Source organism: Prescottella sp. GW823-FHT02E09 (assembly GCF_058797375.1).
The window spans coordinates 142,658-162,163 of record NZ_JBXAJP010000009.1 but is presented as its reverse complement, the minus strand read 5'-3'; the positions used below and the strand labels follow the sequence as shown (position 1 = coordinate 162,163).

The window sequence follows — 19,506 nt, the reverse complement described above, 5'->3', positions numbered from 1 at the left end:
GCACAGGGTGGAGCAGAGTGTTGCTACCGAAGCATCACTTCAGTTCGGCGAGAACCGTTCCCTGGGTGATGGCGGCGCCGGCCTCGACCGACAGACCCGTCACGACGCCGGCCTTGTGGGCGGTGACCGGGTTCTCCATCTTCATGGCCTCGAGCACCACGATCAGATCGCCCTCGGCGACCTCCTGGCCTTCCTCGACGGCGACCTTGACGACGGTGCCCTGCATCGGGGCGGTCACGGCGTCACCGGACGCGGCACCGGCACCGGCACCGCCACGCTTGCGGGCCTTCGGCTTCTTGCGGATGGCACCCGCGGGAGCGCCGCCCGTGCCGACCGAGAACGAACCGGGCAGCGAGACCTCGACGCGGCGGCCGCCGACCTCGACGACGACCGACTGGCGGGGGAGGTTCTCCTCCTCGTCGGCGGCAGCACCGGAACCGGTGAAAGGCTCGATGGTGTTGTCCCACTCGGTCTCGATCCACTTGGTGTAGACCTCGAAGCTCTCGCCGTCACCGACGAACGCCGGGTTCTCGACGATGTGGCGGTGGAACGGGATGACGGTGGCGAGACCGTCGACCTCGAACTCGGCGAGCGCGCGAGCGGCGCGCTGCAGGGCCTGCTCACGGTTCTCGCCGGTGACAATCAGCTTCGCGAGCATCGAGTCGAACTGGCCGCCGATGACGTCGCCCTGGACGACACCCGAGTCGACGCGCACGCCGGGGCCGGACGGCTCCTTGTAGACGGTGATGGGGCCGGGGGCGGGCATGAAGCCACGGCCGGCGTCCTCGCCGTTGATCCGGAACTCGAAGGAGTGACCGCGCGGGGTGGGGTCTTCCTTGATGGTGAGCTCTTCACCGTTGGCGATGAGGAACTGCTGGCGAACCAGGTCGATGCCGGCGGTCTCCTCGGTGACCGGGTGCTCGACCTGCAGGCGGGTGTTGACCTCGAGGAACGAGACGGTGTCGCCCTGGACCAGGTACTCGACCGTGCCGGCACCGTAGTAGCCGGCCTCCTTGCAGATGGCCTTCGCGGACGCGTGGATTCGCGCGCGCTGGTCGTCCGTCAGGAACGGCGCGGGGGCCTCCTCGACGAGCTTCTGGAAGCGACGCTGCAGCGAGCAGTCGCGGGTGCCGGCGACGACGACGTTGCCGTGCTGGTCGGCGATGACCTGGGCCTCGACGTGGCGGGCCTTGTCCAGGTACTGCTCCACGAAGCACTCGCCACGGCCGAAGGCCGCGATGGCCTCACGGGTGGCCGACTCGAACAGCTCCGGGATCTCCTCGATGGTCTGCGCGACCTTCATGCCGCGACCGCCACCACCGAAGGCGGCCTTGATCGCGACCGGCACGCCGAAATCCTTGGCGAACGCGACGACCTCGTCGGCGTTCTTGACCGGATCCTTGGTGCCGGCGGCCATCGGAGCGTTGGCGCGCTCGGCGATGTGGCGGGCGGTGACCTTGTCGCCGAGGTCGCGGATGGACTGCGGCGACGGGCCGATCCAGATCAGACCCGCGTCGATGACGGCCTGCGCGAAGTCGGCGTTCTCGGACAGGAAGCCGTAGCCGGGGTGGATAGCGTCGGCACCCGACTTCTTGGCCGCGTCGAGGATCTTGTCGAACACCAGGTAGGACTCGGCCGACGTCTGGCCACCGAGGGCGAATGCCTCGTCGGCGAGCTTCACGAACTGTGCATCCGCATCGGGCTCCGCGTAGACGGCGACGCTGCCGTACCCGGCGTCCTTAGCGGCTCGGATGACCCGCACAGCGATCTCGCCGCGGTTGGCGACAAGCACCTTCGTGATGTGCGCGCTGGCATGACTGGGCACTGAGCCTCCTGTGTTTCGCATGGTCTGTCCCCGCGGTTCACCCGTGAGCGTCACCGGCAGGTATCTGTTGGCATCTCATCGGAGTGTAGGCACCAATCCGATAGACGATGTAACCGGATAGCGCTTACACATTAAGGGCTGCGCTCGCCGCCGCAACCCTACTGACCAGTAGTGGTATGGATTCCCGAGGCAGCCGCCGGTGCGACGGTGTGGGCCGGTTCCTCACCCGGAACCACCTCCAGCAGGGCCCGCCTGGCCCGGGCCAGGAACAGCAGGACGGCCTCGGTCGCGGCGGGCGTTCCCGGGAACCGGGCGGAGACGTTCACGCCGTGGGGAGTTCGATTCACCCAGATGTACACGTCGTGTGTGTAGTGGCGACTGCGCAGTGCCCGGGCCTGGACCTCGGGCCACTGCTGCGCCATCGGAACGAAGCGGACATCCATGTACGACACGACGAACCGGGGCCGGATCGGGGTCGCGAGGATCTCCTCGACCCGGGCGAACGGCACCCTCGCCGCTGACTTCGTCAGCGACACCGCGGCAGCAGCGCGCGCGGCGGACTCCGCGAAGTCGGCGGCGCCGGCGATGTCGAACTCGACGGGGGACAGGCCCACGAACCAACCGAGCGACGTCGCCCAGTGTGGATCGTTGCGGGTGTGCACCGGGGTCACCGTCCGGAACATCGTCTGGCCGGTCAGTTCGGCGCTCGCCTGGGCCAGGCACGCGAGAACGCCGGCGAAGAAGTTCTGGCCGGCGCGGTGACACACGGTGTTGAAGGCCGCCGCCTGGCGGGCATCGAGCACCCACTCCGAGACCGCGCGCTGCGCGACCCGATTCTCCGGTCGTGGACCCAGGTCGAGCGGGAAGTCCGACAGCCGTCCCTTGCTGCGCACGAAGGCCGTCCGCCAGCACTCGACCGCCGGGTGCCGGTGATCGATCTCCGCAGCGGACGCACGCTCCTCGGCGCCGAAATCGATGTAGCTGCCGGCCGGAACCAGATCGGACGGTGTCCCCGTCAATGCCTCGGTGTACAGGCGGGTGATCTCATGGGCGACCAGCACCACCGACAGCCCGTCGATCAGCGAATGGTCCGCGGCGAAGAACACCGTGCACCCCGGATCGGGGTCGGCATGCTCGAGCGTGACGAACAGATAGGCGGGCCAGCGGTGCGGCGACGTGAGTTCGTCGAACAGGTCGTGCACGCGCTCGAACACCGTGTCGGCGTCGAACTCGTACTCGTGGCGGACCTCGTTGAGGTCGACCTGGTCGGCGTCGATCGTGTAGCGGCGGATCCGGCCGTCGGACAGCAGTTCCGCGTGGCTCCGCAGCGGCTCGTGCCGCTCGATCCACGCACGGACCGCGGTGCGGAAGGCATCGTGATCGAGCGGCTCGGGCAGCCGGAAGGCGGTCCCGAGCCACGACTCGCGGCCGTCGTCGTGCGTGCTGTCCGCGGTGCGGCGCAGGTGCGCCTCGTGGATGTAGGAGGCCGGGCGGCCGTCCTCCACCCACCCGGGTCCCGCTTCGGGTAACCACTCGGTGAGCATGCCGGGGGAGATCGCGTACTCCGCGAGCTCGGTGAATTCCATCGTGGAGAATCCAGTCTCTTGTTCGCCGCGGTGGCGGCGGTGAAGATCGTCACAGTCGAGGTCGCCGGGGAGGGTCGCTCCCCGGGTCACTGCTGTTTCGGGTGATGTGCGTCAGGTGTTACGCGAGGCACATGATCAGTTGCGGAGGTGCCGCTTGATCCGTGCGAGCATCGCGCTCATGCCGCGCAACCGCAGGGGGCTGACGGCGTCGGCCAGACCGAGGTCCGAGTAGAAGTCGTCGGGAACCGCGAGAATCGTTGCGGCGCTGTGCCCGTCGAGCCCCTGGTGCAGGATCGACGCGAAGCCCCGCGTCGTCGGAGCCTCGGCGGGAGCACTGAAGTGCAACCGCACCTTCTCCCGGTCCGAACCGTCGACGAACAGGAACAGCGGCGACTGGCACTCCGGCACCGGCTCCATCGCGTCCTGCTCGAGTTCGGCGGGCAGCGGTGCCAGCTCACGACTGAACTCGAGCAGCAACTGCAGCTTGTCCTGCCCGTCGACCGCAGCGAAGTCGTCGACGATCTCGGCGAGGCTCTCCGGCAGGCTCACGAAGCCACGTCCTGGGTGGAACCGGGCACGGTACCGGGAGCGTTGCCGGGCTGGTCGCCCTTGACGATCGGGACCCGCACGACGTTGCCCCACTCGGTCCACGAGCCGTCGTAGTTGCGCACGTTCGGGAACCCGAGCAGGTGGGTGAGGACGAACCACGTGTGGCTCGACCGCTCCCCGATGCGGCAGTACGCGACGACGTCGTCGTCACGCGAGAAGTCGGCGTAGATCTCCTCGAGCTCCGGACGGCTGCGGAAACGCCCGTCCGGTGCCGCGGCCCGTGCCCACGGGATCGAGATCGCGGTGGGGATGTGTCCGCCGCGCAGCGCCCCCTCCTCGGGGTAGTCCGGCATGTGGGTGCGCTCGCCGGTGAATTCCTGCGGGGACCGCACGTCGACCAGCGGACCCTCCCCGAGATGCGCCAGTACCTCGTCCTTGAACGCGCGGATCGAGGTGTCGTCGCGCTCGACCACCGGGTACTGCGTGGGCGCCGGCATCGGGACGTCGAGCGTGGTGTCGCGGTTCTCCGACAGCCATGCGCCCCGACCGCCGTCGAGCAGGCGGACGTCCTCGTGACCGAACAGCGTGAACACCCACAGGGCGTACGCCGCCCACCAGTTGCTCTTGTCGCCGTAGATGATCACGGTGTCGTCGCGTTCGATGCCCTTGCGGCTCATCAGGTCGGCGAACGCGGTGCCGTCGATGTAGTCGCGGGTGACCGGATCGTTGAGGTCCAGGTGCCAGTCGATCTTCACCGCGCCGGGGATGTGGCCGATGTCGTACAGCAGGACGTCCTCGTCCGATTCGACCACCTTCACACCGGGGGTGCCCAGGTTGACGGACAGCCACTCGGTCGAGACCAGTCGCTCCGGATGGGTATACGCAGCGAACGCGGGATTGGGGTCGGGCGCGACGGGCACGGGTGGGCTCCTGAAGCAGTGGTGGCAGGCTGTGCCTGTCGATTCTAGTCGTACAGGCACAGCGCGCCTCAGGTCGCCGGGAGCATCAGGTCGCGGGAACCACCGCCGGACTGCACGCGGCGGTCAACACGGCACACACCTCGGTGAGGAACCCCTCGATCGTCGCGTGCGCCGTCGGGGTGTCGGGGAAGCGGGACCGCAACGCCAGACCCGATTCGGTGCGCGAGATCCAGAACTGGGCGTCGTCGGCGACCGTGACATTGCTGATGTGGTGGGCATTGAGCGTGACGTGGTCGGCCGTGCCGGGCAGGCGGCGGTAGTCGATGTACGACGCCATGAAGACGTCCGTACGGACCCGTCGGTACCGGTCACCCATGCTGTTGCGGACCTGCGCCATCGACACACCCTGCACGTCCAGCGCCGTCCGGAACGAGGCGTGCGTGCGGGCCAGGTCGGTCGTGAAGTCCACGTCGTCGGCGTGCACCGTGATCGGGCCGTTGGTGGTCAGCCAGCCGATCGCCTCCGCCCACCGCGAATCGTTGCGGGCGTGCAGCGGGAACTGCAGCGGCAGCAGCGCCGGTCCGCCGGCGCGGCGCACAGCTGTGCCCATCGCGGTGAGCACGCCGGTGAACACACTGCCCTCCGCGGCGACACACAGTTGCTCGAACCGCGCGGTGGCCTCGGCGTCGAGCAGGGTACGGACGTCGGCGGCCTGCTTCACCGGCGCCCCGGCCTCCACACCCAGGTCGAGCGGGAAGCTGGGCGACGTCCCGCCGCAGAGCGAGTAGAAGTGCGCCCATGCGGCGATTCGCGGATCGTCGTCGGCCATCGCGGGGGACCGGGCCTCGTCCCGGCAGAACGCGGCGAAACTGCCGGCAGGCGACGGAACACCGACCGGTGCGAGCCCGGCGCACTCCTCGTACAGCCGGCGCAGGTCCGCCAGCGCGAAGACCAGCGAGTAGCCGTCGACCAGGGTGTGGTCGAACGCGGCGATGATCGTCGAGGAGGTGTCCCGCTCGACGGTGGCGAACATGTACGCGGGTGCGGTCAGTGGGTCGCACACCTCGGTGAAGCGGCCGCGCAGGTGGTCGCGAAGCGCGTCCGACGCCGTGAACACGTGCGACGCCGACGGGGTGACGCGCACCTGCCGAGGATCGAACTCGACCCGGTTGATCGAATCCGGAGTCACCTCGAACCCGGTGTGCAGGCTGTCGTGCCGCTCGATGAACAACCCGAACGCGCGGGCGAGCGCGTCCCGGTCGAGGCGGATCGGAAGATCGAAAGCCGCGGCCATCCACACGCTCCGCCCGGCGCCGTGGATGCGAGCGGTCTCGAGGTGGAAGTGCTGGTTGTAGGACGGCGGCAGAACGGAGACGGCGACCGTCCCCGGATTCGGGGTGACCAGCCATTCCGTCAGTTCCCCGGGTGTGACGTGGTAGCGGTCGACAGCGGTGACGTGCATGCCGATCACCCCTTTCCGATCGTGTAGTCACCGGTGTCGGCCACGGTGCGAATGATGGCGCCCAACCGCTCGGCGTAGCGGGCCACCGATTCGTGCGCAGCGGGTGTGTCGGGGTGCGACAGCGCCATCCAGGTGCTGTCGTGCAACTGGTTGATCCACATCGACACGATGGAGGTGTCCTTGCCGCCGACGAGGCCGGTGATCCGGGACGCCTCGACCGTGGCCGGGTCGAGCGGCAGTCGGTGGATGTCGATGTAGGACACGATCGGCGGTACCGACAGGGTCGACGGGGCGATCGGGGCAGCATCTCCGGCGGCGGCCAGCACGATGTCGATCACCTGATGCACCGAGACGTCCGCGAGGGCTCGACCGGTCCGGAAGGCGTCCCGCGCGCGGGACGCGATCTCGGAGAAGCGGGTGGCGCCGTCGAGTGCGAAGCTCACCGGGATGACGTTGATGAACCAGCCCTGGGACCATGCGAACTCGGTGCCGCGGGTGCTCACCGGCGTCATACCGAGGTAGCGGTCCCGGCCGGCGAGTTCGTGTTCGACGATCGCCAGGGCCGCGAAGAACGCACCGATGGCGTTCCCGCCGGCAGCCTTCGCGACCTCGGTGAACCGCACGGTCTGCGCGGGGTCCGCCAGCTCGAAGCGCGAGCCCACCGCGGGCCGCGGGCCGTCCTCGACACCCAGCTCGAGGGGGAAGCTGGGGAGGGTGCCGCCGTGCTCGACGAGATAGGACAGCCATCCGTTCACCTGCGGCGATGCCAGGGTCAGCGACTTGGCCCGCTCCTGTTCCTGCTGGCTGAACTCCACGAAACTGCCGGCCTCGGGCAGCCGGGCCGGTGTACCGGACACCTCGGCGAGGTACAGCGTCCGCAGCTCCGCGACGGTGAGCAGCATCGACTGCGCATCGGTGTGCGCGTGGTCGACGGCGTGGAACACCGTGAACCGGGCGGGGGCGTCGCCGCTCCCGGTGTCGTGCTCGACGGCGCCGAACACGAACGCCGGCCAGGCCAGCGCCGACGTCCCGGTCGCGAACCGGTGTTCGACGTGCTTGCGGATCTGGTCGGAGCTCGCGCTCTCGTCGATGACCCGGGACTCGAGTTCGATGCTCTGCGCCGGGACGACGTGTCGGCGGATCAGGTTGTTCGCGTCGGTCGGATCCGCGTCGGGATCCTCGAACGAGAACCAGCTCGCGTAGGTCTCGTGCCTGCGCAGATAGATCTGGAGGGCGCGGGCCATCGCAGGGGCGTCCAGCGGGCCCTCGATGTCGAAGGCGACGCCGATCCACGGTGACTGGGCCGCCGATGTCCGTGCCGTCACCGCGGCTCGGCGCAGGTGGCGCTCCTGGATGGTGGACGGCAGCGCCGGGTCGATGGGAGCTTCCGCTGCGGCGGAAGCCGTGCGATCACTGACCGTCCACTCGACGAGCCGACCTGGTGGCGGCGTCCAATGAGTGATCAGGTTGAGATCCATGCAACGCTCTCCGAGGGTGTGTAGCGGGCGCACCGCCCTCGACGCGTCGTCAGGGGCGCTGAGCGCGGTCGTGGTGGTGTTGTGTGCCCAGGGTCACTCCCGGGTGCGACCACGACATTAAGCGTTCAGGTCTCGAAAGCGTCAACTTTTCGTACATTCTTGGTGACGATGGCGATTCGTAATCGGTAAAGTAAGGGTCGTTCTGTGCCAACTGTGCAATCGCGTCCGGTGCTGTCGGACGCCGTGCCGTACCCGCCCGCGCGTCGAGCGTGGCTGGGCCTGACCGCCAGCCTGCTCGCGGTGTTCATGCAGTTGCTCGACACGACGATCATGAACGTCGCGCTGCCCAGCATCGCGGTCGACCTCGGCGCCGACTCGTCCGCGCAGTTGCTCATGGTCAGCGTGTACGTCCTGGCCTTCGCCTGCACACTCATCACGGCCGCCCGACTCGGCGACATGCTGGGCCGCCGACGGGTGTTCCTCACCGCGATGTCCGTCTTCGTCCTGGCGTCGCTGCTGTGCGGCCTCGCGCAGGACCCGCTGGTGCTGGTGCTGGCGCGGGCCGTCCAGGGCCTGGCCGCCGGATCGATGTCGGCGCAGACCTTCGCCCTCATCGCGGGACTGTTCCCGAAGTCGCGCCACGCCCGAGTCTTCGGCATCTACGGCGCGACGATCGGCTTGGCAACCGTGTCCGGACCGCTCGTCGGTGGCCTGCTGATCGCCTGGGACCTGTTCGGCTGGGGCTGGCGAACCATCTTCCTGGTGAATCTGCCGCTGGGCCTCCTCGCGCTCGTCGTCGCCTGGCGGTACCTGCTCGACGCGCGCCCACCGACGCCCCGGCGACTGGATCCGGTGGGTGCGGCGCTGTCGGCGCTGGGTCTGCTGCTGCTCATCTGGCCGCTCGTCGAGGGCCGGGAGCGGGGGTGGCCGCCGGTCCTGGTCGCGATGCTCGTCCTGTCCGTGCCGGTCATGGTGACGTTCGTGGTGTACGAGCGCCGTCTCGCGCGCCGCGGTGGCGATCCGGTGCTGCGCATCGACCTGTTCGCCGACCGGTCCTTCACCCGCGGCGCGATCATGGTGTTCCTGTTCTTCGGCACCCTGACGTCGATGATCTTCACGATCTCGCTCACCCTCCAGTTCGGCTTCGGGTTCTCGGCGCTGAAGGCAGGTGTGACAACCCTGCCGTGGGCGGTGGGGACCGGCCTGGCGGCGCCGCTCGCCGCGCTGGTGTACCGGAGGATCGGCAACCTGGTCCTGCCGCTCGGCATGGTGCTGTTCGCGGGATCGCTCGTGGCGCTGGCCGAGGTCCTGCACCGGGAGGGCACAGATCCCGGCATGTCGGCGCTGGCCGGGCCGCTCGTCGTCGGCGGCATCGGGCTCGGCCTGTTCGTGGCGTCGCTGCAGACAGCGGTCCTGGCCTCCGTCCGTCAGGAGCAGGCCGGGATCGTGTCCGGTCTGCTGCCCACCATCCAGCAGGTGGGCAGCGCGATCGGTCTGTCGGTGATCGGCGTGGTGTTCTTCGGCCTGGTCGGACTCGCGGCGCCCGACGCGGTGCAGCAGCAGCGCGGTGACCTGGTGGCCGGTCTGACGTCCGCCGGTGTGCCGGCTCCGTTGATCCCGCAGGTGGAGAACAAGTTCGTCGACTGCGTCACCGAGCAACTGTCGTCGTCGCATCCGGCGCAGGTGCCGGACGGTTGCGCCGACCTCGGCGGTGGCGGCTCGCTGACGGGTGCGCAGCAGCAGATCGTCGACAATGCGCTGGCCGTGTCGCTGGACTCCGCGCAGGCCGCGGCAGGCGAGGCGTTCCTGCAGGCCGAGCGGCGCGTGCTGCGGATCGTCGGCGGAATCGGTGTGTTCCTCGCGCTCGCGTCCCTCACACTGCCGCGATGGAACCGGATCGAGGAGGACGACCCGGTCGAGTCGTCGGAACCGTCGGAGGCGGTCGAATCGGGTGGCGTCGCGGGCGGGGAGCGGTAGGTGGATCCCGGACCCCGTGCGGCGTCGAAGCGCCCGACGTGTCCCGACCTCACCGGTCGCGCCGACATCGACCGACTGTTGCGTGCGTTCTACCAGCGGGCGCTGGTCGACCCCGTGCTCGCTCCCGCGTTCGAGACGCTCGCGGTGGTCGGACTCGAGGAGCATCTGCCGGTGGTGGGTGACTTCTGGGAGCAGATCCTGTTCCGCACCGCCCGCTACCAGGGTGAGTTCGCGATGGTGCACGAGGCGTTGCACCGGCAGCACGGACTCGCGGGCCAGCGGTTGGAGCGCTGGCTCGAGTTGTGGTGCGCGGCGGTGGACGGCTTCTTCGCCGGGCCCGACGCCGAGCGCGCGAAAACGAAGGCGGCCGCGATGGCGGCCGCCTTGGAGAGGTCCTGGAGTCGGGGGAACTAGCGCACGAGCGCGTTCGCTGCCCACAGTTCGGCGATGGAGACGCCGACGTCGGACAACAGCCGTCGCACCAGCGGCAGCCCGATCCCGATGACACTCGACGGATCGCCCTCGAGGCGTTCGACGAACCAGCCGCCCAGACTGTCGAGGGTGAAGGCGCCGGCGACCTTCAGGGGCTCACCGGTCGCGAGATACGCCTCGAGATCCTCGGTCGACGGGTTCGCGAAGTGCACGACGGTGCCGCTGTGATCGGCGGCGGCGGCGACGATCGCGCCGTCGGTGATCCGCAGGACGCTGTGCCCGGTCAGCAGGGTCGCGCTGCGGCCCGCCATCGACTGCCAGCGCCGCCGCGCGACGTCGACGGTATGCGGTTTGCCCTGCAGTTCGCCGTCGATCAGGAGCATGGAATCGCATCCGATCACGACAGCATCGGTGATGCCCTCGTCGACCAGGGCGGGAATCACGTCGCGGGCCTTGGCCTCGGCGAGCGTGGTGACGACCAGTTCGGGGGCCGCGGACGGCCCCAGTCGGTCGATGACGGCGTCCTCGTCCACACCGGACACTCGGACGGTCGGCTCGACCCCGGCGCCCCGCAACACGGACAGCCGTGCCGGGGACGCCGAGGCGAGAACCAGTTGGGTCACTGCGTGAGCCGGTCGATCAGAACGGACGCGACGCGACCGGGTTGCCGAACGAGTACGGCGAGAACGGCGCGCGAACCCGGTGCATGCGGGTCGGTGCACCCCACGTCTCGGGCGGCAACTGATCGGAGCCGGCATCGCCGGCCGAAGCTGCTGCCGCGGACAGGACCGCGACGAGAGCCGCGATGTCCTGGTCCGTCGGGTTCCCCTTGACGATCTTGATCACGGGACCCTGTGACCCTGCGGCAACGTCGGGCTCCAGACCTGCGAGCGCTTCAGCCAACGCGGCTCCTTCGAGCGAGGACGCGTCCAGCACCTCGGCGTCGGTGAGTACGTCTTCCCGGGTGGTCGCTGTCATAGGGGGATGTTCCCATGCTTCTTGGGCGGAAGCGAAACCATCTTGCGCTCCAGCAGGCGCAGAGCGGAGACGATCTGTCCGCGGGTGTGCGAGGGAGGAATGACGGCGTCGACGTAGCCGCGCTCTGCCGCAACGTACGGGTTCACCAGCGTGTCCTCGTACTCGGCCTGCAGCTTCAGGCGCAGGGCGTCGACGTCCTCACCGTTCTTGGCGGCCTCGAGCAGCTGCTTGCGGTAGACGAAGCCGACTGCGCCGGACGCGCCCATGACCGCGATCTGTGCGGTCGGCCACGCGAGGTTGACGTCCGCGCCCATGTGCTTGGAACCCATGACGTCGTACGCGCCGCCGTACGCCTTGCGGGTGATGACGGTGATCTTGCCGACCGTGGCCTCGCCGTACGCGTACAGCAGCTTCGCGCCGCGACGGATGATGCCGTTGTACTCCTGCTCGGTGCCGGGCAGGAAGCCCGGGACGTCGACCAGGGTGATGATCGGAACGTTGAACGCATCGCACGTACGGACGAAGCGCGCGGCCTTCTCGGACGCGTCGATGTCCAGGCAGCCGGCGAACTGGGTGGGCTGGTTGGCGACGATGCCGACACTGCGGCCGTCGACGCGACCGAAGCCGACGATGACGTTGGCGGCGCGCTCGGCCTGCACCTCGAGGAACTCGTCGTCGTCGAGGAGACGACGGATGACCTCGTGCATGTCGTACGGCTGGTTGGCCGAGTCCGGGATCAGGGTGTCGAGTTCGCGGTCCTCATCGGTGAGCGAGTCCTCGATCGAGCCGATGATCGGGTCGGACGGGGCCAGGCGCGGCGTCGCGGCCTGATTGTTGCTCGGCAGGTAGGACAGCAGGTCCTTGACGTAGTCGAGGGCGTCCTGCTCGCCGGAGGCGACGTAGTGCGCGACACCGGACTTGACCATGTGGGTCCGGGCGCCGCCCAGGTCCTCCATGGTGACGTCCTCGCCGGTGACGGTCTTGATGACGTCCGGGCCGGTGACGAACATCTGGCTGGTCTCGTCGACCATCACCACGAAGTCGGTCAGCGCGGGGGAGTAGACGTGGCCGCCGGCCGCAGGGCCCATGATCAGGGAGATCTGCGGGATGACGCCGGACGCCTGGACGTTGCGGTGGAAGATCTCGCCGTACAGGCCGAGCGAGACGACGCCCTCCTGGATACGCGCGCCGGCGCCCTCGTTGATGCCGATCAACGGGCGGCCGGTCTTGATCGCCAGGTCCATGACCTTGACGATCTTCTCGCCGTAGATCTCGCCGAGGCTGCCGCCGAACACGGTGGCGTCCTGGCTGAAGACGCAGACGTCGCGGCCGTCGACGGTGCCGTAGCCCGTGACGACGCCGTCGCCGACGGGGCGGTTGTCGGCGAGGCCGAAGTTGGTGCTGCGGTGCCGGGCCAGGGCGTCGAGCTCGACGAACGAGCCCTCGTCCAGGAGCGCGGTGATGCGCTCGCGCGCCGTCAGCTTGCCCTTCGCATGGACCTTCTCGACTGCGGCCTCGCCCATCGGCTGCATTGCCTGCGCCTGGCGGTTCCGCAGGTCAGCGAGCTTTCCCGCCGTCGTGTGGATATCCGGGGTATTCGCCGCCTCCGCCGCGGCTGGCTCCTGCACACTGGTCATGGGCAGTGAGCTTAACCAGGTCTCCGAGGCCTGCGTCGAGTGAGGTCGGGTTGCGTTGAATTATTCAACCTAAGCTACTGACGAGTCACATTCCAACCGTGTGCCCGGGCACATTCTAGGCTGGGCGAATGGCAGGACACATGTGGACCGATCTCAACCGACCCCCGCTGAACGTCGACGCTCTACGGCGTGCACTCGTCCGCGACGCCGGGGGTGACCCGGACGCGTTCTGGTCCGGTGTCGATGTGGTGGCCGAGACCGGCTCCACCAACGCCGATCTGCTGGCGCGGCCGCGGGACGTCGACTACGCCCGCAGCGTTCTCGTCGCGGAATACCAGTCGGGTGGCAGGGGGCGGCACTCGCGACCGTGGGTGAGCGCGCCCCGGGCGCTCGTGACCGTGTCCGCGGTGCTCGACATGCCGGGCATGGAGTTGTCCGACATCGGCTGGCTCCCGCTGCTCTCCGGGATCGCGGTCGTGGACGCTCTGCGCGGCGTCGCGAAGGTCGATGCAGAACTCAAGTGGCCCAACGACGTGCTGATCGGTGGGAAGAAGGTGGCCGGCATCCTCGCGGAGGTCGCGGCCACGGCGCCGGTACCGACGGTGGTCGTCGGCATCGGACTGAACGTGAGCCTGACCGAGGACGAGTTGCCCGTGCCGACCGCGACGTCGCTGGTGTTGGAGGAAGCGGCCGTCGTGGACCGCGACATCCTGGTGCGGGCGCTGCTTCGCGAGCTGGCGAGGCGCTGGCGGGAGTGGCAGTCCGTGGGGTGGCGAGTGGAGGACCTTGCGGCGGCCTACCGGGAACGGTGCGGAACGCTCGGCCGGCTGGTGCGCGCGGAGCTTCCCGGCGATCGGGAACTGATCGGGATCGCGTCCGACATCGATGTCGAGGGACGAATCGTGATCGAGGCAGAGGGCGAGTCGCCGGTCGCGGTATCGGCCGGCGACATCACCCATCTGCGTGCTGTGTGAGCGTCAGGCGCGCTTGGTGTCCCACGTGGACACGGCCCAGATCACCACGATGTCGAGCGCGATGATCAGGATCGACCACATCGGATACCACGGGATCCACAGGAAGTTCGCGATGATCGAGAGCGCCGCGATGATGATCGCGGTCACCCGCGCCCATGTCGCGCCGGTCAGCAGTCCCAGTCCGACGAGGACCACGACGATGCCGAGGATCAGGTGGATCCAACCCCACGTGGTGAGGTCGAACTGGTAGACGTACTCCGGGCCGACGACGAAGAAGTTGTCGTCTGCGAGAGCCGAGATTCCCTGGAATATCTGCAGGATGCCGACTGTCATGAGGATGATCGCGGCGGCGATCGACGCTCCCGCAGCGAATCCCTCCTTGGCACCGCCCGAACTGTGGGTCGTCGGTGTGCGATCCGTCATCGCAGTTCCCCTTTCGATCGGTCGAGAAGACGTCGCTGGAGAAGCCACTCCATCAGGAGGAGTGTCGTACCGAATTCTGCCGGGAACCTCACCCGCTGGGGGTGAAACCGTGCGAAATCGCGGGAGGGAACGACAATGCCGTTCATCGCTGGCAAAAGCGTGAATTGCTGCTACTTTGACGCTCATCCACGATTTGCGTGACGCGGAGGGAAAAACGATGAACGGTCCACAGGGCATGTCGGCAGGAGCGGAAGAAGTCTGGGTCGGTGAATCCGGACAATGGGAAACTGCTCGCCGTTTCCTGACCGGACTGACCGTCGTATTCGGCCTGCTCACGCTCGGCCTCGGAATTGCGATGCTCGTCTGGCCCGACGCGACCCTGGTGGTGGCGGCCGTCCTCATCGCGATCCAGGTGTTCGCGTTCGGCATCATCCAGATCGTGAGGTCCTTCGCCGAGGTCGGCGCCCCGACCGCGGCGCGCACCCTGACCGGCCTTTCGGGTGCCCTCGCGGTCCTGCTGGGGTTCCTCGTTCTCCGTAGCCCGCTGCAGACGCTCGTGATCATCGCGCTCGTCATCGGCGCATGGTGGGTGTTCCGCGGGGTCCTCGACATCGTCGCCGGCGCGTCGGAGGTCCCGGGCAACCGTGCGGTGGGCATCGTGCTTGGCATCATCAGCGTCGTCGCGGGTGCGATCGTGCTGCTCCAGCCGGAGCTCTCGCTGGGCGTCTTCGTGATCGTCGTCGGCGTCTGGATGATCCTGTACGGCATCATCGTGGTCGCCGCGGCCTTCCTCGCCCGACGCGCGGGCTGATCCGCCGGGCCCGGACCGGTTCTCGCCCGCGAGTGGAGGTCGGATGGCGCGCAGGAAAGATCGGGAACCGCCGGCTCCGACGAACCGCTCGGACTGGGCGATCCCACGCGGCCTGATCGTTCTCCTCGCGATCGCCGGCGCTGTCGTCGCGGTCACCGGCATGAAGGCCTTCTCGGGAGTGCTGGGTCCGGTGTTCCTCGCGCTCATGCTGACGGTCGGCGTCCAGCCCATCCAGGAGTGGGTGCGCCGCCGGGGCTGGCCGCGCTGGATCGGGATGCTCGGCGCCTTGGTCGCGGTGTACGCGATCCTGCTCGGGCTGGTCGGAGCGCTCGCGATCTCGGTCGCGCAGTTCGCGACGCTGCTCCCGGAGTACTCCGACGACGCGCAGCGACTGCTCGACCAGGTCGAGCAGCAGCTGGAACAGCGCGGGATCGGATCGGACCAGATCCAGAACGCGCTGTCGGGCATCGATTTCGGTAAAGCGGTCGGCTACGCGGAGGCGCTGGTCTCGGGCCTGCTGGGCGTGTTCTCCAACCTGTTCTTCATCCTCGCGCTGTTGCTGTTCATGGCGTTCGACGGGATGTCGATGCACTCCAGGTTGGCCGTCGTCGCGAAGAACCGACCCGAGATCGCTTACGCCATCGAGACGTTCGCTTCGGGAACGCGCAGCTATCTGATCGTGTCGACGGTCTTCGGGTTGATCGTCGCGGTGATCGACGGCCTCGCGTTGTGGTGGCTGGGCATTCCGCTCCCCATCCTGTGGGCGTTGCTGTCGTTCATCACGAACTACATCCCGAACATCGGGTTCGTGCTGGGCCTGATACCGCCCGCGCTGCTCGGGTTGCTCCAGGGCGGACCGAAACTCGCGATCATCGTGATCGTCGCCTACAGCGTCATCAACGTTCTGATCCAATCGGTGATCCAGCCCAAGTTCGTCGGTGACGCCGTCGGATTGTCGGTGACGACCACGTTCCTCGCCCTGGTGTTCTGGGGTTGGGTGCTCGGCCCACTCGGTGCGCTGCTGGCGATTCCGATGTCACTGCTGGTGAAGGCGTTCTTCATCGACATCGACCCGTCCACGCGCTGGGCCGATGTGTTCATCAAGGGTGCTCGCGAGGTCGAGCAGCCGCCGCCGGAGGCGCCCCGCAGTCCGTGAGCCGTCGGACGCCTCGACGGACTGCGGACCTGGCACACTCGTCGCATGGGTTATCCGCAGGACGCGCTGGCGGCGGACGAGGAACTGGTGCTGCACCGGCATCCGCACTGGAAGATGCTCGTCGCCCCGGCACTGATCTTCATCCTGGTCACCGCGATCGCGGGCTTCGCGGCGGGAATCGCGCAGTCGCAGTTGACCGGCGGTGCGGTGACCGTGGTGCTCCTGGTGATCGCCGCCCTGTGGCTCGCCGTCGTCGGATGGCGCGTGCTCGTGCCGGTGTTGCGCTGGAACTCGACGCACTTCATCGTCACCGACCGCCGGGTGATGATTCGGCACGGGGTGCTGACCCACACCGGCATCGATATCCCGATGAACCGAATCAGCAATGTGCAGTTCCGTCACGGGTTGGTGGACCGAATGCTGCGGACCGGAACTCTCGTGATCGTCTCGTCGTCCGACGACCCACTCGAATTCGACGACATTCCGGAGGTGCAGAAGGTGCATTCGCGTCTGTACCACCAGGTGTTCGATTCGACGACCACACATCGCGACGACTACCGGGACGACCGATACCAAGGGCCGGGACAGGCACCGGACAACTCCGGAGAAGACGGCCGGAATTTCCGGAAAGGCTGGTAATGGAACCGCGCCGACGACACCGACCGTAGGCTGTCGTCGTGACCGCTGTACTACTTGCCGAAGATGACGAGGCCATCGCTGCGCCACTGTCGCGTGCACTCGGACGCGAGGGCTACACCGTCACGATCGAACAGACCGGGCCGTCCGCGCTCGATCGTGCGCTGACCGGCGACTTCGAGCTCCTCATCCTCGACCTCGGTCTGCCCGGCATGGACGGGCTCGAGGTGTGCCGCCAGCTCCGTGCACACAGCCTCGACCTGGCGGTACTCATGCTGACCGCGCGCACCGACGAGGTGGACTTCGTGGTCGGTCTCGACGCCGGCGCCGACGACTACGTCGGCAAGCCGTTCCGTCTGGCCGAGCTGATGGCGCGGGTTCGGGCTCTGCTCCGGCGCAGCGGTGGCGGGGAGGACGTGGCCGTCGAGGTGGCCGGTATCCGTCTCGAGCCCGCGGCCCGTCGAGTCCTCGTCAACGGATCCGAGGTCGCGCTGGCCAACAAGGAGTACGAGCTGCTGCGCGTGCTGCTCGAACACGCCGGTCAGGTCGTCTCCCGCGACACGATCCTGCGCGAGGTGTGGGGCGATGTCGAACTGCGGGGGTCGAAGACCCTCGACATGCACATGTCCTGGCTGCGCCGCAAGATCGGCGACGAGGGCGCGGGCGCTGATCGTCGGATCGCGACCGTGCGTGGCGTCGGCTTCCGCATCAACACCGACTAGGTTTCCCGCGCCGTGCGCCGCAGAATTCTGCAATCGATCCTCGCCGTCGTCATCTTCACGGGTCTGCTGCTCGGTGCGCCGCTGATCTACACGGCGTGGCTGTGGGTGGAGGACTTCACGCGCAGCGACCTCCAGGGCCGGCTCGACCGGATGGCCGCCGAGATCATCGTGCAGGAGGGCTCGTCCGGCGTCGTCGAAGGCGGACTCGACACGACGGGGCTGCGGCTGCTCGTCCCGGAGGGCGGCAAGCTCGTCGTCGTCTACCCGACGCCGGAGGAGAGTGCGTCGCGACTGGACATCGGCGCGGAATCGGTGTTGACGCCGCTCGTCGAATCCCTGTCGATGGGGACGTCGGGATCGCTGCGACTCGAGGCGCCGTCGGATCGGATGCGGACCCTGCAGCGCCAGGCGGTCGGCGCGGTGACCCTGCTGGTGCTCGCGTCGATCGGCGCAGGAGCAGGTGTCGCCGTCGTGACCGCGAAACGTCTCGCCGACCCTCTCAAGGACGTCGCCGAGCGGGCGGCCCGGCTCGCCGAGGGGGATTTCCGGCCCGACTCGCGGCGGCACGGCATCCCGGAACTGGACCGGGTGTCCGACGTGCTCGACTCGGCGACGGTGGAGATCGCCGGCCGACTGCAGCGCGAGCACGCGCTCGTCGGCGACGTCTCGCACCAGTTGCGCAGCCGCCTCACCGCCGTGCGGCTACGGCTCGACGAGCTGTCCGGGCATCCCGACCAGGCGGTGGTCCACGAGGCCGAGGAGGCGATGGCGCAGGTCGACCGGCTCACCGTCGCGATCGACGACCTGGTGCGTTCCTCGCGGGCCATGGGCGCCGCGGACCGGGAGCCGGTGTCGGTCGTGGGAGAACTCGCGAGCGTCGTCGCGGACTGGCAGGGGCCGTTCAAGGACGCGGGCCGGGTGCTGCGACTGCGCGGCGAACCGCGGTTGACGTCGTCGGCGACCGGGTCGCGTCTACGGGAGGCGGTGTCCGTGCTGATCGACAATGCCCTCCAGCACGGCGCGGGCACCTGCACGGTGTCCGTGCGTCTGGTGTCCAGCCCGGTGGGGCGCGACGCGGGCAAGGACCCGCGGGTGTGCGTCGAGGTGTCGGACGAGGGGGAGGGCGTGCGCGACGAACTGGCGCCGCACATCTTCGATCGGGGTTTCTCCGGTGCCGGGTCGACCGGCGTCGGGCTGGCGCTCGCACGGGCCCTCGTGGAGGCGGACGGCGGCCGGCTGGAACTGCAGCGCCGGCGCCCGGCGTTGTTCGCGCTGTTCCTCGCCCCCGCCAAGGACGAGGCGCCGACCCGGGTGGTCGGCATCCACGAACCTCGCTAGCTGCGGGTGGGATCCTCGTCGGCCAGCTCGACGGTGTCGGGCTGCTCGATGCGCTCGTGCTCGCCGGTCTCCTCGGGGAACACCCACCGCCGGAACGACCAGAACCGGAACACCATCTGCAGCAGGTTGCCGATGATGTAGTTCAGGACGAAGTCGACCACCACCAGCGTCCCGAAGCCCAGGGACGTCCGGATGTCGAAGAGGTTGTTCGCGATCCACAGCGGTGCCGCCGCGATGAGGACACCGATGCCGCTGATCGTGAAGAAGAGGAGCGCCTCGTGATGGCGTTCACGGCCGCCGCGATGCTTGAACGACCATTCGCGGTTGAGGATGTAGCTCAGGATGGTCGCGACCACACCGGAGAGGACCTTCGCGACGACGGGCTTCTGCTCGAGGACCGTGAGACTCAGCGAGTAGAAGATGGCAAGGTCCACCACCATGGTCGTGCCGCCGACGATTGCGAACTTGATCAATTCGTGGTGGCGAAGAACGATGGCTCTGAACGGCTGTGGAACTCGGCTCATCGCCGCGTCGACGAAAGACACAACATCGTATTCTACGAACCGGGGATCTCGATCGATGCAGCGGACCGTCCATTATCA

At 68.3% G+C, this 19,506-nt stretch carries 19 protein-coding genes; 8 read left to right on the top strand and 11 right to left on the bottom strand.

What is annotated here, in order from left to right; all coding sequences use genetic code 11:
- Positions 1–34: 34 nt before the first annotated feature.
- From AC1RIF_RS21960 to AC1RIF_RS21935, 6 genes are all read right to left on the bottom strand, one after another.
- Positions 35–1,825 (bottom strand): acetyl/propionyl/methylcrotonyl-CoA carboxylase subunit alpha, encoded by a 1,791-nt coding sequence (locus AC1RIF_RS21960; RefSeq protein ID WP_492603475.1) that lies wholly within the window; start codon positions 1,823–1,825, stop codon positions 35–37.
- A 158-nt stretch (positions 1,826–1,983) separates the two neighbouring features.
- Positions 1,984–3,411, bottom strand: a complete 1,428-nt coding sequence (locus AC1RIF_RS21955; RefSeq protein ID WP_492603474.1) for a condensation domain-containing protein — start codon at positions 3,409–3,411, stop codon at positions 1,984–1,986.
- A 135-nt stretch (positions 3,412–3,546) separates the two neighbouring features.
- The gene (locus AC1RIF_RS21950; protein WP_492603473.1) at positions 3,547–3,960 is read right to left on the bottom strand and encodes a SufE family protein; all 414 of its coding nucleotides are present in this window, start codon (positions 3,958–3,960) and stop codon (positions 3,547–3,549) included.
- Positions 3,957–4,880, bottom strand: a complete 924-nt coding sequence (locus tag AC1RIF_RS21945) for a sulfurtransferase (protein ID WP_492603472.1) — start codon at positions 4,878–4,880, stop codon at positions 3,957–3,959. Before AC1RIF_RS21945 ends, AC1RIF_RS21950 begins: the two co-directional genes overlap by 4 nt.
- 85 nt (positions 4,881–4,965) lie before the next feature.
- Positions 4,966–6,342 carry a condensation domain-containing protein gene (locus tag AC1RIF_RS21940; RefSeq protein ID WP_492603471.1) on the bottom strand — a complete coding sequence of 459 codons (1,377 nt, stop codon included), beginning with the start codon at positions 6,340–6,342 and terminating at the stop codon, positions 4,966–4,968.
- A gap of 5 nt (positions 6,343–6,347) precedes the next feature.
- A complete protein-coding gene (locus AC1RIF_RS21935; protein WP_492603470.1) occupies positions 6,348–7,820 on the bottom strand; it encodes a condensation domain-containing protein in 1,473 nt (490 codons plus the stop codon).
- Positions 7,821–8,033: 213 nt separating this feature from the next.
- Between AC1RIF_RS21935 and AC1RIF_RS21930 the strand changes: the two genes are divergently transcribed.
- Positions 8,034–9,797, top strand: a complete 1,764-nt coding sequence (locus tag AC1RIF_RS21930) for an MFS transporter (RefSeq protein ID WP_492603528.1) — start codon at positions 8,034–8,036, stop codon at positions 9,795–9,797.
- Positions 9,798–10,211 (top strand): group III truncated hemoglobin, encoded by a 414-nt coding sequence (locus AC1RIF_RS21925; protein WP_492603469.1) that lies wholly within the window; start codon positions 9,798–9,800, stop codon positions 10,209–10,211.
- Here the strand turns inward: AC1RIF_RS21925 and AC1RIF_RS21920 are convergent.
- Genes AC1RIF_RS21920 through AC1RIF_RS21910 form a run of 3 tightly spaced genes read right to left on the bottom strand, consistent with a single transcriptional unit; the run spans position 10,208 to position 12,844 of the window.
- Positions 10,208–10,852, bottom strand: a complete 645-nt coding sequence (locus AC1RIF_RS21920; protein ID WP_492603468.1) for a Maf family protein — start codon at positions 10,850–10,852, stop codon at positions 10,208–10,210. The two genes, AC1RIF_RS21925 and AC1RIF_RS21920, sit on opposite strands and share 4 nt — an antisense overlap.
- 16 nt (positions 10,853–10,868) lie before the next feature.
- On the bottom strand, positions 10,869–11,207 hold the full coding sequence (locus AC1RIF_RS21915) for an acyl-CoA carboxylase subunit epsilon (protein WP_492603467.1): 339 nt from the start codon (positions 11,205–11,207) through the stop codon (positions 10,869–10,871).
- Positions 11,204–12,844: an acyl-CoA carboxylase subunit beta gene (locus tag AC1RIF_RS21910; protein ID WP_492603466.1), complete on the bottom strand. Its 1,641-nt coding sequence runs from the start codon at positions 12,842–12,844 to the stop codon at positions 11,204–11,206. The genes AC1RIF_RS21915 and AC1RIF_RS21910 overlap by 4 nt, the downstream gene beginning before the upstream one ends.
- A gap of 140 nt (positions 12,845–12,984) precedes the next feature.
- Between AC1RIF_RS21910 and AC1RIF_RS21905 the strand changes: the two genes are divergently transcribed.
- Positions 12,985–13,818 (top strand): biotin--[acetyl-CoA-carboxylase] ligase, encoded by an 834-nt coding sequence (locus AC1RIF_RS21905; protein WP_492603527.1) that lies wholly within the window; start codon positions 12,985–12,987, stop codon positions 13,816–13,818.
- 3 nt (positions 13,819–13,821) lie between these two features.
- Here the strand turns inward: AC1RIF_RS21905 and AC1RIF_RS21900 are convergent, their stop codons facing one another.
- A complete protein-coding gene (locus tag AC1RIF_RS21900; RefSeq protein ID WP_492603465.1) occupies positions 13,822–14,241 on the bottom strand; it encodes a DUF7144 family membrane protein in 420 nt (139 codons plus the stop codon).
- A gap of 235 nt (positions 14,242–14,476) precedes the next feature.
- Here AC1RIF_RS21900 and AC1RIF_RS21895 point away from each other — a divergent pair, with 235 nt between their 5' ends.
- The 5 genes from AC1RIF_RS21895 to AC1RIF_RS21875 are packed head-to-tail and all read left to right on the top strand — an operon-like array spanning position 14,477 to position 18,904.
- Complete coding sequence (locus AC1RIF_RS21895; RefSeq protein WP_492603526.1) at positions 14,477–15,052, top strand: HdeD family acid-resistance protein; 576 nt, start codon at positions 14,477–14,479, stop codon at positions 15,050–15,052.
- Between the two features lie 43 nt (positions 15,053–15,095).
- Positions 15,096–16,208: an AI-2E family transporter gene (locus tag AC1RIF_RS21890; protein WP_492603464.1), complete on the top strand. Its 1,113-nt coding sequence runs from the start codon at positions 15,096–15,098 to the stop codon at positions 16,206–16,208.
- Between the two features lie 45 nt (positions 16,209–16,253).
- Entirely contained in the window at positions 16,254–16,847 is a 594-nt protein-coding gene (locus tag AC1RIF_RS21885; protein WP_492603463.1) for a PH domain-containing protein, read from the top strand.
- Positions 16,848–16,885: 38 nt separating this feature from the next.
- The gene (locus AC1RIF_RS21880; RefSeq protein ID WP_492603462.1) at positions 16,886–17,566 is read left to right on the top strand and encodes a response regulator transcription factor; all 681 of its coding nucleotides are present in this window, start codon (positions 16,886–16,888) and stop codon (positions 17,564–17,566) included.
- A 12-nt stretch (positions 17,567–17,578) separates the two neighbouring features.
- Entirely contained in the window at positions 17,579–18,904 is a 1,326-nt protein-coding gene (locus tag AC1RIF_RS21875; protein WP_492603461.1) for a sensor histidine kinase, read from the top strand.
- On the opposite strand, the gene AC1RIF_RS21870 is transcribed toward AC1RIF_RS21875, so the two are convergent.
- Positions 18,901–19,449: a GtrA family protein gene (locus AC1RIF_RS21870; RefSeq protein ID WP_492603460.1), complete on the bottom strand. Its 549-nt coding sequence runs from the start codon at positions 19,447–19,449 to the stop codon at positions 18,901–18,903. The genes AC1RIF_RS21875 and AC1RIF_RS21870 overlap by 4 nt on opposite strands.
- Positions 19,450–19,506 lie beyond the last annotated feature (57 nt).